The organism is Bradyrhizobium sp. MI1.4 (assembly GCF_055811315.1).
In genome coordinates this window covers 20,130-45,091 of record NZ_JBVVPP010000034.1, presented here as the reverse complement: position 1 = coordinate 45,091, position 24,962 = coordinate 20,130, and the positions used below count along the sequence as shown (strand labels likewise).

General features: G+C 60.8%; 17 protein-coding genes. 9 read left to right on the top strand and 8 right to left on the bottom strand.

The window, feature by feature from the left end:
• Positions 1 to 185 precede the first annotated feature (185 nt).
• Positions 186 to 1,034 (top strand): MBL fold metallo-hydrolase, encoded by an 849-nt coding sequence (locus tag AC0L23_RS27815; protein WP_085349963.1) that lies wholly within the window; start codon positions 186 to 188, stop codon positions 1,032 to 1,034.
• Positions 1,035 to 1,064: 30 nt separating this feature from the next.
• Here the strand turns inward: AC0L23_RS27815 and AC0L23_RS27810 are convergent, their stop codons facing one another.
• From AC0L23_RS27810 to AC0L23_RS27800, 3 genes are all read right to left on the bottom strand, one after another.
• Complete coding sequence (locus AC0L23_RS27810) at positions 1,065 to 1,955, bottom strand: aldose 1-epimerase family protein (protein ID WP_085357447.1); 891 nt, start codon at positions 1,953 to 1,955, stop codon at positions 1,065 to 1,067.
• Positions 1,956 to 2,029: 74 nt separating this feature from the next.
• On the bottom strand, positions 2,030 to 3,442 hold the full coding sequence (locus AC0L23_RS27805; RefSeq protein WP_368508477.1) for a mannose-1-phosphate guanylyltransferase/mannose-6-phosphate isomerase: 1,413 nt from the start codon (positions 3,440 to 3,442) through the stop codon (positions 2,030 to 2,032).
• A gap of 24 nt (positions 3,443 to 3,466) precedes the next feature.
• Positions 3,467 to 4,474, bottom strand: coding sequence for an NAD-dependent epimerase (locus AC0L23_RS27800; RefSeq protein WP_026233673.1), 1,008 nt, complete (start codon positions 4,472 to 4,474; stop codon positions 3,467 to 3,469).
• 69 nt (positions 4,475 to 4,543) lie between these two features.
• On the opposite strand from AC0L23_RS27800, the gene AC0L23_RS27795 reads away from it, so the two are divergent.
• From AC0L23_RS27795 to AC0L23_RS27765, 7 genes are all read left to right on the top strand, one after another.
• Positions 4,544 to 5,941 carry a glycosyltransferase family 4 protein gene (locus AC0L23_RS27795; protein WP_240543143.1) on the top strand — a complete coding sequence of 466 codons (1,398 nt, stop codon included), beginning with the start codon at positions 4,544 to 4,546 and terminating at the stop codon, positions 5,939 to 5,941.
• A 201-nt stretch (positions 5,942 to 6,142) separates the two neighbouring features.
• Positions 6,143 to 7,285 carry a glycosyltransferase gene (locus AC0L23_RS27790; RefSeq protein WP_018458844.1) on the top strand — a complete coding sequence of 381 codons (1,143 nt, stop codon included), beginning with the start codon at positions 6,143 to 6,145 and terminating at the stop codon, positions 7,283 to 7,285.
• A gap of 25 nt (positions 7,286 to 7,310) precedes the next feature.
• Positions 7,311 to 8,666: a glycoside hydrolase family 5 protein gene (locus AC0L23_RS27785; protein WP_240543967.1), complete on the top strand. Its 1,356-nt coding sequence runs from the start codon at positions 7,311 to 7,313 to the stop codon at positions 8,664 to 8,666.
• A gap of 27 nt (positions 8,667 to 8,693) precedes the next feature.
• Positions 8,694 to 9,968, top strand: coding sequence for a glycosyltransferase family 4 protein (locus AC0L23_RS27780; RefSeq protein WP_018458846.1), 1,275 nt, complete (start codon positions 8,694 to 8,696; stop codon positions 9,966 to 9,968).
• Positions 9,965 to 11,356 carry a hypothetical protein gene (locus tag AC0L23_RS27775; protein WP_085357616.1) on the top strand — a complete coding sequence of 464 codons (1,392 nt, stop codon included), beginning with the start codon at positions 9,965 to 9,967 and terminating at the stop codon, positions 11,354 to 11,356. Before AC0L23_RS27780 ends, AC0L23_RS27775 begins: the two co-directional genes overlap by 4 nt.
• A 479-nt stretch (positions 11,357 to 11,835) precedes the next feature.
• Positions 11,836 to 15,747, top strand: coding sequence for a glycoside hydrolase family protein (locus tag AC0L23_RS27770; protein WP_085357618.1), 3,912 nt, complete (start codon positions 11,836 to 11,838; stop codon positions 15,745 to 15,747).
• Between the two features lie 215 nt (positions 15,748 to 15,962).
• The gene (locus AC0L23_RS27765) at positions 15,963 to 17,135 is read left to right on the top strand and encodes an acyltransferase family protein (protein ID WP_085357620.1); all 1,173 of its coding nucleotides are present in this window, start codon (positions 15,963 to 15,965) and stop codon (positions 17,133 to 17,135) included.
• A 16-nt stretch (positions 17,136 to 17,151) separates the two neighbouring features.
• Here AC0L23_RS27765 and AC0L23_RS27760 read toward each other — a convergent pair whose 3' ends face one another.
• Entirely contained in the window at positions 17,152 to 18,513 is a 1,362-nt protein-coding gene (locus tag AC0L23_RS27760) for a polysaccharide pyruvyl transferase family protein (RefSeq protein ID WP_240543141.1), read from the bottom strand.
• A gap of 19 nt (positions 18,514 to 18,532) precedes the next feature.
• The gene (locus AC0L23_RS27755; RefSeq protein ID WP_085357624.1) at positions 18,533 to 19,990 is read right to left on the bottom strand and encodes a lipopolysaccharide biosynthesis protein; all 1,458 of its coding nucleotides are present in this window, start codon (positions 19,988 to 19,990) and stop codon (positions 18,533 to 18,535) included.
• Positions 19,991 to 20,237: 247 nt separating this feature from the next.
• Between AC0L23_RS27755 and AC0L23_RS27750 the strand changes: the two genes are divergently transcribed.
• A complete protein-coding gene (locus tag AC0L23_RS27750; RefSeq protein ID WP_094183268.1) occupies positions 20,238 to 21,383 on the top strand; it encodes a glycosyltransferase family 4 protein in 1,146 nt (381 codons plus the stop codon).
• 22 nt (positions 21,384 to 21,405) lie between these two features.
• Here the strand turns inward: AC0L23_RS27750 and AC0L23_RS27745 are convergent, their stop codons facing one another.
• Genes AC0L23_RS27745 through AC0L23_RS27735 form a run of 3 tightly spaced genes read right to left on the bottom strand, consistent with a single transcriptional unit; the run spans position 21,406 to position 24,955 of the window.
• Positions 21,406 to 22,500 (bottom strand): acyltransferase family protein, encoded by a 1,095-nt coding sequence (locus AC0L23_RS27745; RefSeq protein ID WP_085357627.1) that lies wholly within the window; start codon positions 22,498 to 22,500, stop codon positions 21,406 to 21,408.
• The gene (locus AC0L23_RS27740) at positions 22,497 to 23,603 is read right to left on the bottom strand and encodes an acyltransferase family protein (protein ID WP_018458855.1); all 1,107 of its coding nucleotides are present in this window, start codon (positions 23,601 to 23,603) and stop codon (positions 22,497 to 22,499) included. The genes AC0L23_RS27745 and AC0L23_RS27740 overlap by 4 nt, the downstream gene beginning before the upstream one ends.
• Before the next feature lie 8 nt (positions 23,604 to 23,611).
• On the bottom strand, positions 23,612 to 24,955 hold the full coding sequence (locus AC0L23_RS27735; protein WP_018458856.1) for a hypothetical protein: 1,344 nt from the start codon (positions 24,953 to 24,955) through the stop codon (positions 23,612 to 23,614).
• Positions 24,956 to 24,962: the final 7 nt, after the last annotated feature.

The window sequence follows — 24,962 nt, the reverse complement described above, 5'->3', positions numbered from 1 at the left end:
ACATTGGTCACGATCTGGCCGTATTAAGTATGAATTGGCCCACACTTCTCGTCCCGCGCATCATGTTCGGGAGCCCCGCACAAGCGGTTGTTGTGGGGGCTGACGGCCGTCCCACGGACGCTTGCCTCGCCAACCGCTTCAAATCTACTGTAACGCCCGAAAAGTCTGCCCCAGGAGGTGGCGCCATGGAAGTCATCCTGCTCGGCACCGGCGGCCCGCGCCCGGACCCGCGCCGCATGGCGACGACAACGCTGATCAGGCTCGGCGAGGAAAATATCCTGATCGATGCAGGCCGCGGCGTCATGGTGCAGCTCAACAAGGCCGGCGTGCCGCTCGGCTCCATCAACACGGTCTTTCTCACCCATCACCATTTCGACCACATTGGCGACCTCTACGACGTGATGCTCAATTCATGGATGCACGGGCGCAAGGACGATCTGCGCATCTATGGACCGCCGGATACCGAACGGCTCGTCAATACGCTGGTCACGCAGGTCTACGACAAGGACATCACCTGGCGCGATCAGGGCGAGCCGAGCTTCGGCGGCTGGAAACCTGTCGTCGCGACCGACATTATACCGGGCCCCGTTCTCGACACCGGGCGCTGGAAGATCAGTGCCGAACTCGTCTCGCATGGCGACGGCCTCGACATGTCGCCGGCCTTCCTCGCACGCTGGACGTGCCTCGGCTACCGCTTCGAGGCCGAAGGCAAGGTCATCGCAATTTCCGGCGATACGGTGCCGTGCCCCGGTCTCGAACGACTGGCTGAGGGGGCCGATCTGCTGGTCCAGTGCTGCTTTCTCGCCACGCCGGAGATCGACAACGAGCACCTGCGCCGGCTTGCGAAATTCACGATCGCCTGCGGCGATACAGTCGGCAAGGTCGCGGCCAAGGCCGGCGTTAAGAAGCTCGCGCTGACTCATCACCGGCCTCGCACCGATGATTCCATGCTGAATGCGCTGCTCGCGGATGTCAGGCGGGACTACGCGGGTCCTGTCGTGCTCGGCGAGGACCTCACGCGGATCGAGGTCTGAGAACTTGAGATGCGCGAAGGCCGTCCGGCCTCAGGACGATCCAACCTCAACCCGAAATGACAATTGCTCTTCCGTCCCGGGCGCGATGTGCATCAGGCCCGCCTTGTCAGTGAATTCGCCGTCGAAGCCGGCGGGACTGGCATAGCCGCGCCAGGGCTCGATGCAGAGGAACGGCGCGCCCGACGGTTTCGACCAGACGCCAAGCTCGCGAAAGCCGCGCCATGACATTTTCAACCACGGCCCGGTGGACGCGCCCTGCTCCGCGGCATAGCGGACCGAAGTGCTCGCGATCCGATCGAAGATGATTGCGTCGTCGACGAACAGGGATTCTGACAGGGGCAACACGGAGCCTTGGACCGGGCTCGGCTCCGTTGCCGGACGCAGCAAGCCGCCGTCGAGACGGCGGACGGGGGATGGCTCTGCGTTCGCGAAGCTCAGCGCGTAACTCTCCTTCGCCAGTCCTGGTTGCAGCGGCCAGTTGAAAGCGGGATGGCCGCCGAGCGAGGCCGGCAACATCTCCTTGCCGGTGTTCGCGACCACGAGTGAAAGATCGAGACCGGATTCGTCGAGCGCATAGGTCGCCGTCAGGCGGAACGCAAAGGGGTAGAGCGCGCGCGTCGTCTCGCTGTCTTCGAGCACCAGGATACAGCGACTTTCGCCACGTTCCACCCACGCAAAGCGGCTGTCACGCGCGAAGCCGTGCTGGGTCATCCGGTAGGTCCTGCCCCGGTGCCGCAATTCGTCACTGGCGAGACGCCCGACGATCGGAAACAACAGCGGCGCATGGCGCGGCCAGGCCGCCCCCGCCTGCCAAACGAACTCGATGCCGGCATCGCTCGCCAGCGAACACATCTCCGCGCCTTGCGCCTTGATGGTCGCGGCGAGCCCGCCGCAGCGGATTGTGTGCGTGTCGTCGGTCATAGTAGCCTGCTCCGATCATCGCAATTCGCAAGACAATTTCTAAATGTTCGCGGAATGTTGGAGCGACATTCTGCTCAAGAGCGCTGATAGTCGTCTTCAATCCGGATGATGTCGTCTTCCCCGAGATAGCTTCCAGTCTGGACCTCGATCAGCTCCAGCATGATTTTACCGGGGTTCTCCATCCGGTGTACCGCGCCCATCGGGATGTAGATGGACTCGTTCTCGTGCACACTTTTGACGGTCTCGTTGACGGTGACGCGGGCTGTGCCGCGGACCACGATCCAGTGCTCGGCGCGATGATGGTGCTTCTGCAGCGACAGACGCCCGCCCGGCTTCACCACGATGCGCTTGACCTGGTGGCGCTCGCCATTGTCGACCGACTGGTAGCTGCCCCAGGGCCGATGCACCTTGAGGTGCTCCTCGGTGACCTTCGGTGCGACCGCCTTGAGTTTCGTGACCAGCCGCTTGAGCCCGTTGGCATCCTTCTGACGCGAGACCAGCACTGCGTCCGCGGTCGCGACCACGATGAGATCGTCGACGCCTTCGAGCGCGACCAGCGCGGAGTCGGTGGTGACGTTGCAATTGCGGCTATCCTCGAACACCGCACTGCCATGCGACGCATTGCCTTGCGCGTCCTTGTCCGACAATTCCCACACTGCGTGCCAGGAGCCGACGTCGGACCAGCCGCACGACACCGGCACCACCGCTGCGCGCGCGGTCTTCTCCATCACCGCATAGTCGATCGAGATCGCCTTGGCCGCGCCGAACGCCTCGGGCTCCAGCGTCACGAAGCCGAGATCGCGGCCGGCATTGGTCACGGCATTGGAGATGGTCTCCACGCTCGCCGCATCGACCTTGCGGTATTCGTCGAGCAATACGCTGGCCGGGAACATGAAGTTGCCGCTGTTCCAGAGATAGCCGGAATTGAGGTAGTCGGCTGCCTTCACCGCATCCGGCTTCTCGACAAAGCGCGCGACCGCGTGCACCTCGCCGGAGATGACCTCGCCCGGGCTGATATAGCCGTATTCGGTCGCCGGCCGCTCCGGCTTGACGCCGAAGGTGACGATGCGCCCGGCGCTCGCGGCGGTGAGGCCCTGGCGGCACGCCGCGACGAACGCGGCATTGTCCTGCACCACGTGGTCGGCGGCGAGCGCGAGCACGATCGCCTCACTCGAGCGGTTCTGCGCAAACACCGCGCCGGCTGCGATCGCAGGACCGGAATCGCGCCGCATCGGCTCGAGGATCACGTCGGCCTCGATGCCGATTTCCGCGAGCTGCTCCAGCACCATGAAGCGGTAGGAGGCATTGGTGATGACGATCGGGCGATCGAACAGCGAGGCCTCGGAGACGCGGAGCAGCGTGTCCTGGAAGGTCGAGCGCGTGCCGAACAGCGGCAGGAACTGCTTGGGGCGCACCTCGCGCGAAGCCGGCCACAGCCGCGTTCCGGCACCGCCGCACATGATCAGGGGGATAATTTTTTGGGACACGTGTGAGCTACTCAAGAGAGGGGTTTATACGCGGTGATAATTTCGGTACCATTCGACAAAGCGGCCCAAGCCATCCGCCAGCGGCGTCGAGGGCGTGAAGCCGACGTCGCGTTGCAGGGCCGAAATGTCGGCGCGCGTCTCGAGGACGTCGCCTGCCTGCATCGGCAAAAGCGTGCGGATCGCGGGCTTGCCGATGATCTTCTCCAGTGTCTCGACGAACTCGATCAAATCGACCGAGCAATTGTTGCCGATGTTATAGACGCGATACGGCGCATAGCTCGACGAGTTTTCCGGCTGCTCGGCGTTCCACGCGGGATTCGGCGTCGCGGGGCGATCGAGGGTGCGGATCACGCCCTCGACGATGTCGTCGACATAGGTGAAATCGCGCCACATATTTCCATTATTGAAAAGCTTGATCGGCTCACCCGCAAAGATCGCGCGCGTGAAGAGCCAGGCGGCCATGTCGGGCCGGCCCCATGGACCATAGACAGTGAAGAAGCGAAGTCCGGTCACCGGCAGCTTGTGAACATGTGCGAACGTGTGCGCCATCAGCTCGTTGGCCTTCTTGCTCGCGGCATAGAGGCTGACCGGATGATTGACCGAATGCTCGGTCGAATACGGCAAGGTGCGATTGGCGCCATACACGGAGCTCGACGAGGCGTAGACGAGATGCGCCAGGCCGTGGCGCCGGCCCGCTTCGAGCACGGTGACGAAGCCATCACAATTGGCGCGGATGCTGGTGATGGGATCGTCGATCGATGCGCGCACGCCGGGCTGCGCCGCAAGGTGCACCACGCGGTCGGGCGAGACCTCGTCGAACACACGCGTCACCGCAGCGAAATCCGCCAGGTCGATCTCGTGGAACGTGAAAGCCTCATGCTTGAGCGTCTCGAGGCGAGCGCGCTTGAGCGCGGGATCATAGTAAGGGGTCACTGCGTCGATGCCGACAACTCGTTCCCCGCGCGCAAGCAAGCGCTCACAGACATGCATGCCGATGAAGCCGGCAGCGCCGGTAACCACCACGGGGGCCAAAATAAACTCCGTTGTCCGTCCTCATATACCGCATTGCCAGACTGAACCGGTAGAGGCAAGGGTTCAGCATTGGAGAACAGCCCCCTCGCATCGGCAAGCTTAATGCCGGGCGCTTCGGATGTCAGCCTTCCCCAAGTTAACCAGACGGGAGCGCCCTCTGCCTGCCGACGCAACATCAGGCGCGCGTCCATAAAAGGCTCCCGGCTGCCCGGCAAGACTTTCAACAAGTGTTCCCGGGGAGCGCCGAACGAACAGCGCGATCACTACCGATGCCGTCATAATTTCGTGCCTTCGGGCTGCTTCTTTCCGTGGTCACATTTGGTTCGAAAGCACAAATCGCGACCCACGCGTTGTGGCATCGACAACCCGAACGGCACAAAATTGAAGCTTTTCATCAACGGCCGCTTTCTCTCGCAAAAGCTGACCGGCGTTCAGCGTTATGCCGCCGAACTGGTCAAAGCGATCGATGCGTTGCTTGCGTCCGACCAATCGCCCGCTGCCCTCAGAGGAGCCGAGTGGCAATTGCTCGTGCCGAGCGAGACGAGCGAAGCGATCAATCTCGCCCACATCAAGGTACGCAAGATAGGACGGCTGAGCGGACATGCCTGGGATCAGATTGAACTTGCGCGCGCCGCCGCTGGAGGTCGCCTGATCAGTCTGGCCAATGCCGGACCTGTGTTTCATGGCGATCATATCGTCGTCATCCACGACGCACAGGTCTTCCGCCGGCCCGATTTCTTCAATTGGCGCTATTTGGCCGTCCACCGCACGATGGGCCGCCTGCTTGCACGGCGGGCCACGATCGCGACCGTATCGGCCTTTTCTCGCAATGAATTGGCTGCAATGCTTGGCCTTTCGAAAACGGACATTCCGATATTCCCCAACAGCGCGGAGCATTTCGCGTCCACAACGCCTGATCACGGTATTCTCGAACGATTAGGGCTTCAGCCGGGAAAATATTTTCTCTTTGTCGGCTCCAGAACCAAGAACAAGAATCTCGCCGTTGCAATCGAGGCGGCGCGGCTGCTCGAACGAAAGGACGTTCCCCTCGTCATTGTCGGCGGAGATAACAGCAAGGTATTTCAAGACAATCTGGGCGAGAGCGAATCGGGCCTGCTTCTGGCAGGACGCCTGGCGGATGGCGAGATTGCAGCTCTGTATGCGCACGCTCTGGCGTTTGTCTTTCCCTCTCTATACGAGGGCTTCGGTGTACCGCCACTTGAAGCCATGATCTTCGGCTGTCCGGTCATAGCCTCGACGGCTGACGCGGTGATGGAAACGTGCGGCGAAGCAGCTGCTTATTTTTGCGCCAACGATGCTCAAGCGCTGCAACAGCTTATGCTCGAAAGGTTGGCAATCGGCGCAATCTCTGATCAGGAGCGCCGAAAGCAACAAGATCGTCTTGCATTATATTCGTGGCAAGACTCGGCGCGAGCACTGTTGGATTTTCTCGCGTCGCGCGCATAGCGGCGACAACGGCCGCCATCCAACGAGTTCCGTGTGTACGTTCGACTTCGAAGCAAGAGAGCTTCGACATCGCGGCGCAACAACACCACACCGCTGCCCAAATCTCGCTATGGATTGGATGGATTGTGATCGCATCCGTTGATGCTCAATTAAGGATGCGCCATGTCGATCTTCCCAACTCAATCTTCCGCAAGGCAGGCGGTGAAGGTGCTGCATGTCGCGGAAACCATCCGGGGTGGGATAGCGAGCTACCTGAACGAATTGCATCCGCAGCAGCAAGCGAGCTTCGGCGCGGAGAACGTGCACTATGTTGTGCCATCGGATCATCGCCACGACCTCGTCGGAATCGATGACAGCCAGATCACGACCTTCGACAGATCGGGCCGCAGCATCGCCGGACTATTTCAGATGCTGCGGGCGAGCATGCAGGCGCTCGACGCCTTCAAACCCGACGTAATGCATCTCCATTCGTCGTTTGCCGGACTCGTTCTCAGGCCCGCGTTGGCGGCTCGTTCCGAAGGTCCTCGCGTCGTCTATTGCCCGCATGGCTGGGCGTTCTCGCGAGAGACCGGCCGCCTGAGCCATCTGGCGGCAAAAGCTGCAGAGACTCTTCTGGCCCGCACGTCGGATCGTATCATCTGCATTTCCGGCGATGAATTCAATGAAGCGGTCCGGGCGGGAATTCCGACCGACCGTCTGACCCTGGTGCACAATGGCATCTCCAAGAGCCGCCCACTGCCGTACGGCGCTGCGACAGATTGGACTTCAAAGAAGGCCAAGGTCCTTTTCATTGGCCGTCTTGATCGACAAAAGGGCTTCGACCTCCTGATCGAGGCCGCACGATCCCTCGAAGATGTCCTGGATGTTCGCATTGTCGGCGCCTCCGTGGTCAACAAGTTCGACGGAGCTGCGGTTCCCGCCAACGTCTCGCTGCTAGGCTGGCTGGATCGTCAGCAGATCGAGGCTCAGCTGGAGGCGGCCGATCTCGTCGTCATCCCGTCACGATGGGAGGCCTTCGGCCTCGTCGCTCTGGAAGCGATGCGCGCGGCCAAGCCCATCCTGGCCTTCCACAGCGGAGCGCTGCCTGAAATCGTCGTTGACGGCGTCACCGGCGTGCTTTGCGAACCTGTTGCGGTTCAACCTCTCATCGACGGCTTCCGACGGATGCTCGATCTGGATCTCAAGGTCCTGGGGCAACGCGGCTACGATCGCTTCAAGCAGTTTTATGACGTCCAGAAGACACACCGCCAATTGCATCAGGTCTATGTCGAACTCCTCGACGACAACAAGAGCGGAGTCGAGCAGAACGTGGCACTGCAATCGGACCTCTCGAAGCCTTTTTGAGGTGAGTTGCGGCAGGCGAGAAATGATGACGGGTATGATCCAGGCGATGGCAGGCCACCGCACCTTGGGTCGCAACAGGCTGCTCTGGATCGCGAGCCTCATCGCGTCTGTTTCTCTGTCTGTCCCGGCATGCGCTCAACAGGCTCAGACGCTTGAAAGCAGATTCCTGTTGGGTATCGGCACCCATCAGGGACTGGGAGGGCCGGTCAGTTCGCGAGGCTACGTGCCCTCCGTGAACGTCAGCCAGATCAAGCAACTGGGCTTTAACGCCTTCCGCGACGATTTTCCCTGGTCTGATTTCGAATTGCCGGGACGTCGGATGGGCTTCACGCCGCGGTTGGGCAGGCTCGACGCGCAGGTTCAGTCCGGCATCGCCCGGCCGCTCCTCATCCTTGCATTCGGCCATCACCTCGTGCCGAACTCATCGCCTCCGACGACGGACGAAGCCCGGCAGCGGTTCGCGGACTATGCGGCAGCGGCCGCGCGATCGGTCGCGCCGCAGCGCCCGATCTTCGAACTCTGGAACGAGTGGAATCTGGCAGCCAAGAAGGACCCTTCATTCTCAGCCGACAACTACCTGGCCCTCGCGAAGGTAGCACGGCCCGCGGTCAAGCAGGCGGTGCCGAATGCACCTTTCGTCGTCGGCGCGATCGGCGACGATCCCGGTTGGACGTGGACGGAGAAGATGCTGCAAACCGGCATCCTTCAATACGCCGATGGCGCCTCGATTCATCTCTACAATTTCTGCATGGCGCCGGCGAAGCGCAATTCGGCCGAGATTATCGACCGGCTCACGGCGTTCCATCGACTGGTCGGCCAAGCGAGCGGCAATCCCGACTTCCCCATTTACGTGACCGAGACTGGCTGGACCACGGCTGCGAACAAATGTGGTGTCAGCGAGCAGGCTCAGGCCGATAACACGGCACAGCTCATCCTGTGGGCCTCGACAGCGGCGCGCTGGCTCAAGGGGATGTGGATCTATGAGCTCAAAAATAGTGGTCAGAATCCAGCCGAGCTGGAGGACAATTTTGGCCTCTACGGTTTCGACAATTCGCCCAAACCCGTAGCCTGCGCGGCGCGTGGCGCCTGGGCATTCGTCCGTTCCACTCTAACCGCCGAACGAAGAAGCCTTGCCAACGGGGTGATGTCGATCGGAGCATCCTCGACCACCGGCGGCAAGATCGCGGTCTGGTCCGAGGATCCGGATCGACGCTACGAGGTCCGGATCAGAGGCGATCTGCCGGGGGCGACTTTCGCGGCCCCCTGCGATGCAACTGCAAGGCCAGCCTCCGGGATCTGGCTGCCGGTTTCGAGCACGCCGGTGCTGATCGCCGCCAATAATGACGCCATTCCCGCACTGGATATACGGCCGGCACGGTAATCGGATCGGCACAAAGAGGTTGACGCGATGAAGATCCTTTTGACATCCACGCTTTATCCGACCCCGCAGGCACCAAAGATCGTCGGCGGAGCAGAGATCTTCGCGCGGAGATTTGCCGAGGGCCTGGCTCAGCGCGGCGACGAGGTCGAGGTGGTGCGCGCCGCATCCGCACCCGAGCAGGGCCGTGAATTATGCAACGGTATCAACGTCTATTCCGCACCGGTGCAAAACGTCTATGCGCCGTTCACGGAGCAAAAGAACGTCGTGAAACGAAGCATCTGGCATGCGATCGACGATTGGCAGATCCAGGCCCCGATGATCGCGGAGCGCATTCGCGCTTTCAAGCCGGACGTTCTGCATTCCAATAATTTATCGGGCCTGACCACGGCGATCTGGCGGGTAGCCGCCAAGCTCGGAGTTCCGGTCCTGCATACGCTTCATGATTATTATTTGACGTGTCCACGCTGTTCCCGCTTCGACAAGGGCCGCTCCTGCGAACACACCTGTACGAGCTGTGGGATCCTGACGTACCACCGCAAACGGGCGACGCATTGGCTCGATGCCGTGGTCGGCGTCAGCGAGCGCGTCCTCTCCATTCACACCGATATGGGCATGTTTGCCGAGACGCCAATCCGCACCGTCATCCGCAATGCCTCGACTGAGCCGCCGCGCTCACCCTACCCGCGGCCTGTCTGCACGACGGAAGTGACATTCGGCTTCATCGGACGGATCACCGAGGAGAAGGGCATCGACAATCTCATGCGAGCGCTGGCCATGCTGCCGCCCGATCGGATCCGGATGATGATTGCCGGCCGCTTGGGCGATCAGGAACAACAGCGCCTGAGAGCACTGGCGCCGCATGCACGGGTCGAGTTCATGGGATTCGTGTCTCCCGATGAATTCTACAGGCAAGTCGACGTCGTGGTCGCTCCGTCCATCTGGCACGATCCCGGCCCGCTCGTCGTCGCCGACGCCAAGGCGGCGGGCAGACCGCTGCTCGGTACGCACTTTGGCGGCATGCCGGAGGCGATCGAGCATGGCGTAACCGGGTGGTTGACCGAAGCAGATCCACAATCCCTGGCCACGAGCATGCGCGAAATCGCCGCGGACCCGCACAAGATCGACGAGATCAGCCGTCGGCTTATCGCCGACACGAACAAGTGGATCTTTTCCGACGTATTGTCGTCGTACAAGAACCTGTATGAACAACTGCGTCAGCGACGGATGTCGTCCGTGCGCCCGGCAATAGCCGGGGTACCACAAGCGCATGCGGTGGCAAAGAGTAGCTTCATTCCGAGATGACACGTCTCTTCGCGATCGCCGGCTACGTTTACCAAAGCGCAGCAGCGATCATCCTGATCTTTGTGATCAGTCACCTGCTGCCTGCCGCCGACTACACCAATTATTCTCTCGCAATGGCCTCGAGCCAGTTGCTCTGCGTCCTCATGTTCGAGTGGCTGCAGCTCGCGGGGCTGCGCTTTCTTGCGGCCGCCAAGGAGAGCGAGGCGGCTCGACTGAGATCGTCGCTCTTTGCGGCGGCCCTCATGAGCGCCGGCGCGCTCGTTGCGGTCGGGAGCTGCGCCTCCTTGGTCAGCGGCCTCACGCCACGGCTGGTCGTCCTCGGCCTGAGCGTGGCCGTTCTTCAGGGCTCGACCGATTTGTACTTCTTGTCGGTACGACTGTCGAACCGGCTGGGGACCGCCTCCTGCCTTCTTGCCTTGCGTGCGACGGCTCTTTTGGGCGGGGCCGTCTCGGGCGGAATGATCTCAGGCACGGCCGAAGCAACGCTGCTCGGCATCGCATTGGGTCACCTGCTTGGGCTCCTTGCCGGTCTCATCGCATATCGCACGCCGCTGGATCGCGTGTCGCTGCGAACAATGCTGGCTGACTGGAAGGACTTCTCGCGTTACGGCATGCTTGCAGCCGGCGCGTCCGTGATCCATTTGTCCGTGCCGGTTCTGCTTCGTATCATCGTCGTCGGGCGACTCGGCGCCACAGGAGCCGGTGCAGGATTTTCCATTGCGCTGGACCTGCTGCAACGTCCCTTCTGGGTCCTCAATGCGGCGATCCACACCGTGAGTTATCCTGAAGTGGTCAATGATTTCGAGCACGGGAGCGCCACGACGTCGAGACAATCGGCGCGGCACATGTTCGAGTTCATGATCTGCACAACCCTGGTCCTGCTGGGCGGGCTTGTCGCCTTCATTCCGGACGCGGCCCGCATCCTGGTCCCGCGGGAGAGCGTCGAGGGCTTCCTGGCGACAGGGCCGGCGGTCGCTGCTTTCTACTTCCTCCATACCCACCTGCAGGCGACGATCGCGGTCGTTCCCCACCTGGAAAAGCTCGCGACCAGGCTCGCCCTCGTTGCTGCCGGGCAGCTGGCAATGGTTGCGGCGTTCTCCCTGGTTGCCGTCTGGGCCGGCCTGTCACCCCAAGCGGCAGTCACCTGCGCCTCGATCGCCACGCTCGCGGCGATCTTGGCCGGGCTTGGCCCTACCCTCAGGTTCGATGCGTTCCCGCGCTGGCCCTTGGTGCTTCAGGCGCTCGCAGCCGCCATTCTGATCGGATCGCTCAGTCATGCGCCGAGCGAACCGGCGGCGTGGCTTGCTGGAAAGATCGTCATCGCCGCAATCGTCACGGCTGCGGTCGGCTGGCGCGGAAACTTTCTCCTCCTGGCCCGCCCGAGCTGATCTGTCGACCGGTCTCTTGCAAACCTTCTTTGGAGCTAGATGCGCCCTTGACGCTCTGCCCGCGTCCGCGAAGTTCCTACCGTGGAACTCTCTACTTCGCTTCAAAATGCGGCGAAGTGACTGACAACCAGTACGAGAATATTGAGTGACTTGCTCGTGCCGGCAAAATCTACCAGCGCATCGGGTCGGCCTGACAGCTTCACAGCTCCGCGCCCCAAGTCACATGCATCATTGAAGCGCGACATGCGCATAGATTCAGCAGTGAAACCTTGCGAATTCTTGGAAGCGCCATGTTGAGGTCATGCTGCGTCGGCACGACATCGTTATTGTCTTGAATCAGAGTCGAGCTGTTCCTGCGAGGAACTGCTGATCGCTCTCGATTTGTAGCTCCGATTTTTATCTGAAATTCACACTCGATCGAGAAGGTTGAACGCAAATCCCTGCGAGCAATTTCGTTCGCGTAGAAACTCGAGTGTGAAATGTCGTCAGATCAAACCGTCCTCTCCGCAAGCGGCTTCATCAACTCCATCGGCGTCAACACGCATGCCGGCTTCGGGTGGACCGACTACAATAACCTCGCATTGATGGTCGATGACCTGAAGTATCTTGGCGTCACCCATTTGCGCGACGCGATGGGAACCAGCCCCGCCGCACAACCGGTCGTTGAAGGGCTGGCGGCTGCCGGCTACAAATTCGACTTCCTGGTGTCGTCCGCCCTGCCCCAGCTGGGCACCGCCGGCCTCCAGAAGTATATCGTGTCGCTCGAGAAGTTCGTGGCGAGCCATCCAGGCAGCATCAGCGCCATCGAGGGGCTCAACGAGGCCAATCACCAGCCCTTCAGCTACAATGGCAGCTCGAGCCTTAGCGCCGCGGCCCAGTTCCAAAGCGCGCTCTATCAGGCGGTCAAGGCAGACGGCACGCTTTCCAGCATTCCCGTCATCAATTTGTCGCTCGCCTACAACGATCCCCAAGGCTACAGCCAGCTCGGCAACATGTCGGGCTCGGTCGATTTCGCCAATGCGCATGCCTATGTCAGCACCAGCTTGACGACCAGCAGCTCACTTGCTGCCACCTTGAGCGCCGTCTCGACCGCCGCGCCGGGAAAGCCCATCGTGATTACGGAGACCGGCTACACCACCCAAGCCAACACCCAATATCTCGGTGTCGACGAGACGGTGCAGGCCAAGTCGATCTTGAACACCCTGGTGGATGCCTACAAGGCTGGCGTGAGTGCGACCTATCTCTACGAGATGTTCGATCGCGACTCGTCCGCCAGCAACACCAATCCTGAAGCCAACTTCGGTCTATTCAACTCCGACGGAACGCCGAAGCTCGCCGCGACGGCAATTCACAACCTGACGAGCATTCTGGCCGATGACGGCAAGGGCGGCCTGCAGCCGACTAATCCATTGAACTACACCCTCAGCAACATGCCGGCCTCGGGCAACAGCATGGTGCTCGGCAAGAGCAATGGCGCCTACGAGCTTGTCGTTTGGGCGGAGCCGAAGCTCTGGAATGATGCGGCCGATGCCGAGATCTCCAATCCGACCCAGACGGTCACGGTGAACCTGGGCGGCGTGCATCATTCGGTCAAGGTGTACGACACGCTGACCGGGACCACCGCGATCGCGAGCTACACGGACGTCAGCACCATTACGATTCCGGTCAGCGATCACCCGCTGATCATCGAGATCGACGCGCCTGCGACCACCCCGATTCCGCCGGACACCCGAACCAGTGTCAGCGGTACGGCTGCCGAGATCGTGCCGCAACTGTCCGACCTGAGCACGTCGACGGCGCTTCAAGCCATTACGCTCACCGACTCGCATGTCCTGCCCGTCGCTTCGAAGGCGACGATGGACTATATGATCGCGCATTACGGCAATGCGCTGTCCAAGATCCAGGGCGGCCATTCCTTCTCGATCACGAACTCGGCCGCGACCTGGAGCAGCACGAAAACCTATGATGCCAGCGGCAACCTCCTGTCGAAAGCGGACACCGGCCTGAACGCAAGCGGACTGCCCACTTCGACCACGATCGTCTACACCGACGGGTCCAAAGACGCGATCGGCTACACCGGCGGCGTAAAGACCACCTCCGTCCATTTCGCTACCGACGGAACCAAGACCACCGACACCTACAACACCACCGGCACGCTTCTCAGCGAAGTCGTGCAAAAACCGGACGGCTATTATTCGACGGCCATCTACACCAACGGCGTGAAGACCACGGTCTACGTCAAGAACGCCGACCACACCCAGGACAACTATACCTACAACATCAAGGGGCAGAGCTACACGAGCCAAGTCCAGCACCTGGATTCAACCGGCAAGGTCACGTCCGTGGTCCGCAGCCATGCGGACGGCTCGCTCGATTCGACACAGGTCTACAACAGCGACGGCAGTCGCGTGATCACCACCTATAGCGCCACGGGGGTCAAGCTGGTCGAGACCGACTACCATGCCGATCGCAGCAAGGACGTCTGGACCTACAACATCAAGGGCCAGAACTACGCGACCGAGCACGACGTTTACGATACGACCGGCTTTCTCACGACCCTGACGCGCCTCCACACCGATGGCAGCCTGGCGTTCAAGCTGGTGCAAACGACCGACGGCACCAAGACGACCGATTGGTACAATGCCGCCGGCAGCCTCACCAGCGAAGTCGTCCAAAAGGCCAACGGTTTCAGCTCGACGACGCTCTACAGCAACGGCGTCAAAACCAACGCCTATGTCAAGAATGCCGACGGCAGCCAGGACAATTACGCCTATGGCATCACCGGCCAGAGCTACAGCACACTGATCCAGCACGTCGATCCCTCCGGCAAGGTCACGGCCGTGACCCGCAAGCATGCCGACGGCACGCTCGACTATACGCAGGTCATCAACAACGACGGTAGCAGCGTCGTCACCAACTATGACTCAGCGGGAAAGCGGACGAAGGAAACCGACTATAACGCCGATGGCAGCAAGGATATCTGGCTTCTCAACATAACCGGCCAGACCTACACGACCGAGCACGACATCTACGATGCGGCGGGCTTCCTCACCTCGCTCGTTCGCACGCACGCCGATGGCAGCCTGGCTTTCAAACTGCAGCAGGGCAGCGACGGCACCAAGGTCTCGGACTGGTACGACGCCAGCGGCATCCTCACCAGTGAGGTCCTGGAGAAGACGAGCGGCTACAGCGCAACGACGATCTACACCAACGGCGTCAAGACCGCGGCCTACATCACCAATGCGGACCAGAGCCACGACAATTACAGCTACAATATAACAGGTCAGAGCTATACCACGCAGTACCAGCACCTCGACCCCTCCGGTGTCACGACCGAAGTGGTCCGCACGCATGCCGACGGGTCGCTCGACTACAGCCAAGTCGTCAATAGCGACGGCAGCAGCGTGGTGAGCAACTACAATGCCTCCGGCGTCAAGATGACGGAGACCGATTACCACGCCAACGGTTCGAAGGACGTCTTCCAGTTCAATATCGTGGGCCAGACCTACACGACCGAGCACGACAGCTACGATCCGACCGGCTTCCTCACTAACATCGTGCGCACCCACGCCGATAGCAGCCTCGCCTTCACGCTTGTCCAGAGCTCAGACGGGACCAAAACCTCGGACTGGTACGACGCCAAGGGCGTTCTGACCAGCGAGGTGACGACGAAGATCGACGGCTATAGCTCCACGACCGCCTACACCAACGGCGTCAAGACTGCCGCGTACATTACCAACGCCGATGGCACGTCGGACAATTGGAGCTACAACATCAAGGGGCAGTCCTACACCACGCAGCATCAGCACCTCGATGCCTCCGGGCATATCGTCGAGCTTACCCGGACCCACGCCGATGGCACGCTGGACTATACCCAGGTCATCAACAACGACGGCAGCAAGCTGACCGGCATCTACGACGGCTCCGGTTCCAAGACCCAGGAGATCGCCAACAACGCCGACGGTTCGAAGGACGTGTTCCTGTTCAACTTCAACGGACAGGCCGGCACGACGCAGCACGAAAACTACAATTCAGCCAATGCACTCCAGTTCTTCGACGACACCAAAACCGACGGCACACACAACGTCACGGCGGTTGCGAGCGGCGTGACGATCCAGGGCGGGGCCGGCAACGACCTGTTCTCGGGGGCGCCGAGCTCGACCACAATCGTCTACGATCACGGCCAAGACCAGATCGTCAACTTCCAGGCCGGCGACGCCGCCACTCACGACGTGATCCAGATCTCGAAGCTCCTCGCCGCGGACTACGGCCATCTGCAAATCACGCAGTCGGGCGCGAACGCCCTGGTCACGCTTTCGGCCAGCGACTCGATCCTCCTGAAGAACGTCAACGTCGCCAGCCTGACGAGCCACGATTTCCTGTTCGTCTGACCACGGCGAATTGTCCGCAGGATCGCATCAATATCTCAGGCGCCGGGACCAGCTCAGGCAAGTCCCGGCGCCGTTCAATAATTAGGCGGTTGCCTTGTCGCGAGGCAGGAGCTGCATAACGGCTATTCGCCTGCCGTCGAACGCCGGCCCAGCGAACTTGCGTCACAATTGACCGCTAAGCAGACGGTAGCGTCAGGCAAGGAATTCGACACGCGATGGAAGCCAATGAAGCAAGACGGTTCGTCGTTCTCGACTTCTATCGTTTCGTTGCCGCTCTCGGCGTTTTCATTTTCCATCTGAAGACCATCGACAGCGGTATCGCGCCGATCTGGAACGGATCTTATGGCCTTTTCGTGGACATGTTCTTCATCTTGTCCGGGTTCGTGATCTCCTATTCCTATCCGTCTGACGCGCGTGGTCTCAAGGCATATTCCCGGTTCATGATCCGCCGCATTGCGCGGATCTATCCGCTGCATTTTCTGACTTTACTCGTGTTCGTATTGCTGATCGGGTTCGGTCTGGACCGATCGGCGAGGTCGACGCCGCTGGACTTCCTGTACAACCTCGTGCTGCTTCAGGCCTGGGGCGTTACCGATCATTTGAGCTTCAACTCTCCGTCCTGGTCGATCAGCGCGGAATTCTTCTGCTATCTGATCTTTCCCCTGCTTATGCTGCTTGCACGCAAGGTCCATCCGCTGGTGCTGGCCGCCATCGTCGCTGCGCTCTATCTGGTCCTGGCCCACGGCCATTTGCCGATCTGGCAAGAACGATCGCAGATGTATGGAGCCAATTATGACTACGGGATGCTCCGTGCGCTGCCGAGCTTCCTGAATGGAATCCTGCTCGCCATATTGTTCAGGTTGTCGCATCCGTATCGGCAGAAGCCAGTTGTCTTCGCCGGCGTCGCCCTGTTCGGGATCTCCGTGCTTGTCCTGAACATCTTCGCCAAGCCGGATCTGGCCATCATTCTGTTCTCCTGCGCGATCCTGCTCACCGCCGTCGGGGAGAGCGCCTTCGTGCAAATTCCCGGCAGCCGGCTCCTCGGGCGGCTCGGCAACACCTCATACTCGATCTACATGCTGCACGACGCCGTCCTCATCGCTGTATTCAAGCCGTTGTGGACCGCGCTTGGCCTGCGCCCGGATCAATTTGGCCTCTTCGCCCTCGCGTGCTGCGCGATCCTGACCATCATCGCCGATCGCACCTATGCCTATTTCGAGAACCCGGCGCGGCGGCTGATCAATCGTGCGGCCGACATCGGATTTGGATCGCCTCGCAACGTGCAATCGTCCGCCAAGACGTCTGTCACCAGCAAGACGTCTGTCACCAATACGTCTGCCACCAAGACGTCCGTGCGTTTCGACGAGACGGAGCAGGCCGCCAACTGACGTCCGCCCGCTTCCCTCAGGCGACCTTACCGTTGGACGCCGCGTCAACCGACACCAGACCATCGCCCCGCAGTGGAGCGATGTTGGCGCGCGACAGCTCCATGACTGCCGGCAACATATTGCGGACCTGCGCGCCGGCCATTTTGTAGGCGCCGAGGAACCTCAGCAGAAACTTCTCGAGATTGTCTCCCGCGAGCAGTTGCTCAGGTGAGAGAAGAAGCGATTCGCTCACACCGAAATGAGCGAACAGGCCCTGGAACTTGTCCTGGTATGTGATCGCCGCAACCGGCGTTCCCTGTCCGAGAGCCGCAATCGCAAGATGCATGCGGCCGGTGACGACGCCGTCCACCAGACCGACGACTGCCTTGATCTCGCTCGCTGACAGCACGTGCTCGACATGATGAACATGGTTGCCCAGCGCTGCGCTCAGGCGACCGGCCAGCGGTCGAAGGCAATTGTCGTCGGCGATCTCCGGACGATAGTCGTGCGCGAGCAACACCCAGCTCGCGTTATGCTCTCGAGACATGCGCTCGATTGCGCTCGCCGCGAGTTCGATCATTCGCCGTAGCTTGGCCGGCTCGGATTTCCTGAACAACATCGGGTGGATATTGAAGACAAAGACGTCGCGTCCCTGCCTGCGCTGCTCCGCAATCGCGGCCGCAATCTGCTTCACAGCCGCGGTCTCCGCCTGTGGCACCAGCATGAATGCGGAATCAGCGACGAGGTGCGCACAATTCGGGGCGAACTCTTTGAAGCGCTGAAGAGATAGTGCATCGCGCAAATTCAAGACCACGCCGGGATCGAGCAGCCGAAACACCTCGCGCAATGCCTTGGCCGGACGGGAGTTGAAGCTGAATCCGAGCACGCTGACCTTGGCGCCGCACGCTGCCATGAGATCGGCGACGAGCAGCATGCGAGCGGCGTCCACGGGGGAATAGTAGCCGTCCAGCACGTCTGCCCCCAGAACCATTCCGAAATCCGGTCTGGTGAGAGAAAGCTCCTGCGCCACCGTCATATAGGAAAACGGCTGCCTCCAAAATTCGAGCGGCTTGAACCCCATTGCGCGCACTTCCGCGCTTGCCGCTTTGGTGGCGGTGACAATGTAGACCTCGATGTTCGGATGGGCCTGCTTCATCTCGCCGACGGCCGCCTCGATCATGGCCTCATCGCCGCGCGACTGATGAATGCTCCAGGGGTCGGACGGGAGCAGGACGAGCCGGCGCGGGTTGTTGCGCGGCGCGGCACTGCCGCCGATAGCCTTCCTGGCGATCTGCCACCTGCGCAACTCGAGCAGATCGACCGCAAAGGGCGTGTTCTTCGCGCTGTTGAGCCAGCCTCGGAGATGCTTGCGAACGGGTACCGGAATCAATTGCTTCACGACGTCTTCCTCGTCTTCATCAGGCGGTCGCACCACGCTTCACGACGAAAGCGATCAGGGAGAACAGCTGCTTTCGCCAGAGCAGCAAGATGCTCATCAGATAGGTCGCCCCGAAACATGACGAGAGCAGTCCTATCCGCAAATAGGGATTCATGTCCGGGGTCGCTTCGCGGCATAGCGCAACTGCGCCATAAGCCAGAAGGATGGCGCAAAGACAGCCCGCGACGGGCCGCAGAAACTGGTTCCAGCTCAGGCCCAGCAGCCTGAGCGCCAGCGCGAACGTCACGGGCGTCACCACGAGCTGCGCGACAGCGAAGATGGTGGCCAGCTGACCAATGTCGTGCGACGGCAGCAGGAACATTGCGGGTACCACCGTGGCGAATTTGAGAATGTTCAGCAGGAAGACGTAGTTGGGCTTGCCCATGGCGCCAAAATAGGCGCTGTTCACGAACTGCACCGTCTGAATCGCGCCGATGAGCATCAGCGGCCTCATCACGGCTTCGCTGCCGGCCCATTTTGAGCCGAACAGCAGCAGGGAGAACTCCGGCGCGATCGCCGCCAGGAGCACAAAGACCGGAGAGCCAATCAATGCTCCGAGGCTCACGCTTCGCAGATAGGCGTCGGCAATACGGTGACGCTCATGCGCGATCTTGGACAGTGCGCTCAGCGCGACGTCCATGACCGCCTGTGTCAGCAACTGCATCAGGATAATGTAGACCCGCGCACCCACCGTGTAGATGCCCAAGGCCGCGACGCCATAAAGCGACAGGATGATCATGTCGATCGTACGCACGATGGCGAAGTCCAGCAGCCTGTTCGACACGACGTGGATGCTGTAGCCGGAGAGTTCGCGCAAGCTCTTCAGATCGTAGCCGCGCATCGGGAGCCATCTGGGCTGGCTCCAGAGCCACAGGCCGCTGACCGCGCTCTGAACGACCACCTGGATCACGAGACTGAGGGCACCGAACCCGGCATAGGCACAGGCGATCCCGACCACTCCGGAGATCGCGGTCGCCACCATGGTCCTGAGCGCAAGCACACGAAAATCCATCTGGCGCTTGTAGAGCGCCTCCTGGAACAGCGTGGCGGTACCGATCGGAAGCGAGAGGCTCGCAGCCGTCAAGAGCGGCGCAAGTCCCTTCACGTCGAGCCAACGCTCGATATCGGTCGCCAGCAGGGCGATGAGAACGGCAAGGAGGACCGATGCCGCCAGTGAGCAGAAAAATGGCAGTGTCACGTCCGCAGGCTCGAGCGTGCGTCGCTGGATCAACGCGTCACCGAACCCGAATTCGGAAATGGAGCTCAGGAGCAGCAGGATGAAGCCAACCAGCGCGGCAAGACCGAAATCCGCAGGATTGAGCAGCCGCGCCAATATCAAGAACAGAACAAATGACAGCGCACGGCCGCCCCAGTTCTGCGCCAGCGACCACAACAACGCGACCACGACCTGATGTTGTTTGCCCGGAGTGACGTTCATCAAAAAATCGACCCAATTCCGACAGATCCAATCACAATCGCCCGCTAGACAAACAGGGAATCGATGACCGCGCGTGACGTCGCCCTTTTCCACTCCGTCCCGATGGCGGCAGCAATCGCGCAGCAGTACGACGACGTTATGGCAATCAGATGAGCACCAACTATCATCCGATTTAGCGTGGAAGTGAGTTCAAATCGTGGACTACACTCCAACCGGCTCAGCGATGTGATGCAAAATGGATGCCTTGATGAATTCGCCTACCACCGCCTCCAATCGCAACTCCAGGCGCTTGCGCGTGGCGATCTACGCGCCGCATTTTGCAGAATATTCCTACCGGCTCGCGTCGGGCTTGGCGCGCCATTGCGATGTTCGCCTCGTCCTCAACCGCAAGGATGCGAACCAGCAGTGGGAACTGGCCGATATCGCGGTGACGACACCCTTCAAGACAAGGATCCGCGATTTGAGCCTGCGCCGCGCCGGCGCCATCGGCATTCCAGCTTCATTCATGGACATAATTTCGTTTCGTCCAGACGTGGTTCATTGTCACGAAGTTCCGGAAGTCTACACATCCAAGCTGATCCAGTTCCTGCGTCCGCTTGGAATCCCGCTGGTGCTGACCGTTCACGACGCAATTCCTCATTCGGAAGGCGGCTCGGGCACCTCTCCGCGCGAGGACGGCTGGCGCGCGCGCATGCGCGCGGCAGCGTCAGTCGTCACGACGCACGGCGAGAGCTGCATTGCAGATTTCCGCCATGCGACGCCGGACTTTAATGGAGAAATCGTCTCCAGCATGCACGGCGTGCTCATGGTGCCCCCGACGCGCGCCGCGGCCATCGAACCCGAATCTGCACGAATCCTGTTTTTTGGGCGGATGTGGGCTTACAAGGGGTTGGACATCTTCATCGATGCGATCGACCTGCTGGACCGGCGCGGCGTGGCGCACGAAGCGATCGTCGCGGGCCGCGGTCCCGAGATGACGCGGCTCGGCGCGCGCATGGAGGCCATGCCGACGGTCAAAACGATCGATGCCTATATCTCGCCCGAGGATACGGGACAATTATTTCAGTCTGCGACCGTGGTCGCCCTGCCCTATAAGGATGCGACGCAGAGCGGCGTGCTGGCGTCTGCTTACGGGAATTCCCGTCCCGTCGTCGCCAGCGCCACCGGTGGCATTCCTGACGTCGTGACAGACGGCGTGAACGGGCTTCTGGTCCCGCCTGGTAATGCTGCCGCCTTGGCCGATGCGCTCGAACGCGTCCTGACCTCGAAATCGCTTACCGCGACATTGACCGACGGTGCACGGCAGACAGCGGCGGGCCAGTTGAACTGGGATCGCATCGCCGATGGCCTGTTGCCATCCTACCGCAAGCTTGCCGGCCGTACCGTGAGCTGATCGTGACTTATATTGCGATCTTCTAGGCGGACTGTTCCATCTTGCTCAATGACCGAAAGAACATGCCGCGGACCGCGCCATCCAACAATCGTCTCAGCCTCACCTCGATCAGCTCGTAGGTGATCGCGCTTGCAACCAGCGACATCAACGATCCCAGCAGGATGAATGCTGCCCACAGCAGCCAGCGGTCGACACCGACAGCGACGAGCTTGAGCCCGATCACCTGTAACGGAAACAGGACGAACGGGTGCACGAGATAAAGGCTGTAACTTATCTTGCCGACATACTGCAGGGCCGGCGTGCTGAGCGCCCTGGCGAGACCGGAGTCCGGGGCCAGCACCATGGCGAACAGCAAAAGGCCCGGAATAAGACCTACGAACGGGTGAAACAGCACCAGGCTCGCGTACATGGCGACCCCGCACGTCAGGCCCGCCATCAAGCCAAGAGGTCTCGGAATGGAGATGCGCCAACCCGTGGCGCTGAGAAGCATGCCAATGCAGAAGAACGCCGTGATCGGCCAATGCAGGAGACAGGCCACGCCCAGCAAGATCAGGGGCGCCGCCAGCATTCTCCCTCCGATGCGCCACACCGAGAATGTCAGCCCGAACCAGATGTAGAACGCCCATTCGTAAGTCAAGGTCCAGGCATTCTGCTGAGCGATGGGCAAGCCGAGAGCGTCCTGCACGAAGAACAGATTGGCCGTGAAGATCGCGAGATAACCGGTCAGATCGATCCCGCGGAAGAATTTGTAGCCCACGATCGGGCCAATCACGAACAGCGCGAGATGCAGCACGACGAACACCGGCATGATGCGCAGGACACGGTCGAAGAAGAACCTTGGCAGCGAGCCGTGCCGCACCAGACTGGCCGGGATCAGGAAGCCGCTGATCATGAAAAACAGCTCGACACCGTGGCCGCCGACATTGATCACCGATTGCAGCCAGAGCCAGAGCGGCGGCAGGAAGCCCGGATCCGGAATGTCGTACACGCCTCCCTTTGGCATGTCGTAGAAATGATCCATCAGCACGCTCAGCGCCGCAATGCCACGAAGTCCCTGGACGGAGGGAACGAAAGATCCGTCGTATCCGGCATTCGGCTGGCGCGTTTTTTCGATCACTCAGCTGCCCCTTGCGCGCTGAGCGCCGGCTCGAGAACGACCGCCCTCCTGCGCTTCGACCGGAACCTCTGGCCGAACGATATGCTGGGCTTCTCGACGAACGCATATGTCGACCAGCTGACCAGAATTGACAATGCTGCGACCAGCGCGGCGAAAGCGGCCCATCCCAGCGGTCCATCACCGAGCCAGACGAGGCGATGGATCCAGACGATCACGAACGGCGACATCAAATAGACGGAATAGCTGATGGTTCCCACGAACGCCATCGAGCGCCAGGCCATCCTCTCACCGAACGCCGCAAACGCGATGAAGACGAGCGCTGCGCAGACATAAGCCGACCCGATCGAATAGCTGTAGAAGAAGTTCTCCTGATAGACGCCGCCGAACCGCCTCTCCGCCAGCGTGATGGCGAAGATCGCATAGAACACCGTACAAACGGCGACGTGCGGCCATCGCAGCTTTCCGCCGATGACGGTGTCGCGGATGACCTTGCCCAGGAACATCGCCGAAAGGTTCAGCCCAACCTCCATCAGCGACGACACCGTCCTGCTTTCGATCAGAAGTGCTGCGGCGGTCCCGACCAGCGCCGCAGCAATGACAATCGCAACTGCAGTAAAGCGCCGGTTCAGCAATCCCATCGCGAAAAGAATGGTGCATCCGACATAGAACAGGAGCTCGATCGCCAACGTCCAGTAGAAGATCCAGAGGTTCGGGATGTTCACGAAAGTCTGCAGCATCGTCACGTTCGCGATGACCTGCGACAACGGGTAGGCATTGGCCTCCAGCACCTGCATCGTGACGAGCCCGATCACCATCGACGTCCAGTACGCCGGGTAGAGCCGAAAGAAGCGGCTGATCGTGAAATCGCGCACAGGAGTAGCACTGTCCGGAAAACTGAACGGGATGACGAATCCGCTGACGAAGAAGAACAGCACGACTCCGAACCGGCCGAAGTTCATGTAGTAGCCGATCGCATCGTGGAAGACCCAGTAATACGCGCCGGTGGGGTGCTTCTGGACGATCACCTCGAACACGTGCTGGAACAGCACCGCCAACACGGCAATGCCGCGCAGCGTATCGATGAATGCAAGCCGTCTATGCATCGTTTGTCTCATCTGCTCCCACGCGCTGCCGTCCCTGGCATATCTACGCCGAGACCCTCCAATGAGCGGATCGGCCGCGGCAATTCTATCGGAACGGTATCGGCTGCCCGTGCGGAGGTCGCCCGCCGGGAGAATACTTCGCTGAAGCTCAATGCGATGATCAGGAGCCCTGATGCTGGACCGTAGTTCAGGACGGTGATGGTAAACAGGTTGACCACGAAGAGCAGCGTCAGCTTGTAGACGTCGGTCGCTCCGAAGTTGGCGCGGAACACCATCACCATGAATGCGACGAACGGAAGCCCGAACATCAGGTATGTTCCGATGTAGAAGTTGTCGACCGGTACCCAGTACGCCGCGAGCGGCGAGAAAAGCTTCTGCGGATAGTTGAAGCAACCCGCGCCGCAGCCGGTTACCAGACCGATCGGCATCAGCTGGCTCATGTAGACGAACGGCAGCTGCCAGCTGTTATTGATGCGGTCGAGAATGCTGAACAAGGTCGAGTGCGGCACTGCTGCGGTGCCCGATGCGACCACGATCATGAAGAACGGAACGAGGATCGCAGCGAACGACCACAACGCGATCGCGCGGATCGCGGGGAAACGCGACTTCTCCGGCAGCATTCGCACGATCACCAGCAGCACCAGGTACAGCACGAGAACGATCATGGTCGTCTTGCTGGTGGTCAGACGAATGACGTAAACCGCCAGGGAGCCGTACAGAAGGCACCAGAGCGTGCTCTTGCGGATCGACGTGATCGCAAACGACACGAGGATGAAGAATGCGGCCATGGTATTGTCGGCGGCAAAGCCCATCAGGCGCTGATCGTCACCGCCATAGGCCCACCATAGCCGGCCCGCCTCACGCACGGCGCCAAAGGATTCATATTTGTAGCCGACCCAGGGCATGAGGTAGAACTTGGTCAACAACACGCCGATGACGGAGAGATAGAAGGTCACGGCGATGATCGACAGCAGCTTTCGGTAGGAACCCAGGCTCGAATCGCAGAAACAGAATCCGACAAACACCGGCAGCATCATCTTGAAAGCCGAGATCGCGGCGGTCGCAGTGCCCATCATGAAGTAGCCGAGCACCAGCGACAGCATGATCTGCGCGAACACCAGGAGCGCCAGGGTGCTGCGATTGCGCAAAATGCAATGCACGAAGAACTGGGCCAGACACAGCAGCGCGACGCCGTCGGGCAGGTACCAGAGCGTGTCCAGATGAAAGATGCTGGTGTAGTAGCGGATCACGCCGCCGAAGGCGTCTCGGACCAGATAAACCCCGAGCGCGATCGCCTCGATGTTGAGGCTGACCAGCGTGATCTGCGGGCGCTGCAGCGCAAGGGCCGTCATGCTCGCC

Excerpts from the sequence above, each read along its gene's own strand:
- AC0L23_RS27750 (WP_094183268.1), top strand. The coding sequence starts at position 20,238 with ATGAATTCGCCTACCACCGCCTCCAATCGCAACTCCAGGCGCTTGCGC.
- AC0L23_RS27780 (WP_018458846.1), top strand. The coding sequence starts at position 8,694 with ATGAAGATCCTTTTGACATCCACGCTTTATCCGACCCCGCAGGCACCA.
- AC0L23_RS27810 (WP_085357447.1), bottom strand. The coding sequence starts at position 1,955 with ATGACCGACGACACGCACACAATCCGCTGCGGCGGGCTCGCCGCGACC.
- AC0L23_RS27770 (WP_085357618.1), top strand. The coding sequence starts at position 11,836 with ATGTCGTCAGATCAAACCGTCCTCTCCGCAAGCGGCTTCATCAACTCC.
- AC0L23_RS27740 (WP_018458855.1), bottom strand. The coding sequence starts at position 23,603 with ATGCATAGACGGCTTGCATTCATCGATACGCTGCGCGGCATTGCCGTG.
- AC0L23_RS27735 (WP_018458856.1), bottom strand. The coding sequence starts at position 24,955 with ATGACGGCCCTTGCGCTGCAGCGCCCGCAGATCACGCTGGTCAGCCTC.
- AC0L23_RS27785 (WP_240543967.1), top strand. The coding sequence starts at position 7,311 with ATGACGGGTATGATCCAGGCGATGGCAGGCCACCGCACCTTGGGTCGC.
- AC0L23_RS27755 (WP_085357624.1), bottom strand. The coding sequence starts at position 19,990 with ATGAACGTCACTCCGGGCAAACAACATCAGGTCGTGGTCGCGTTGTTG.
- AC0L23_RS27815 (WP_085349963.1), top strand. The coding sequence starts at position 186 with ATGGAAGTCATCCTGCTCGGCACCGGCGGCCCGCGCCCGGACCCGCGC.
- AC0L23_RS27765 (WP_085357620.1), top strand. The coding sequence starts at position 15,963 with ATGGAAGCCAATGAAGCAAGACGGTTCGTCGTTCTCGACTTCTATCGT.
- AC0L23_RS27775 (WP_085357616.1), top strand. The coding sequence starts at position 9,965 with ATGACACGTCTCTTCGCGATCGCCGGCTACGTTTACCAAAGCGCAGCA.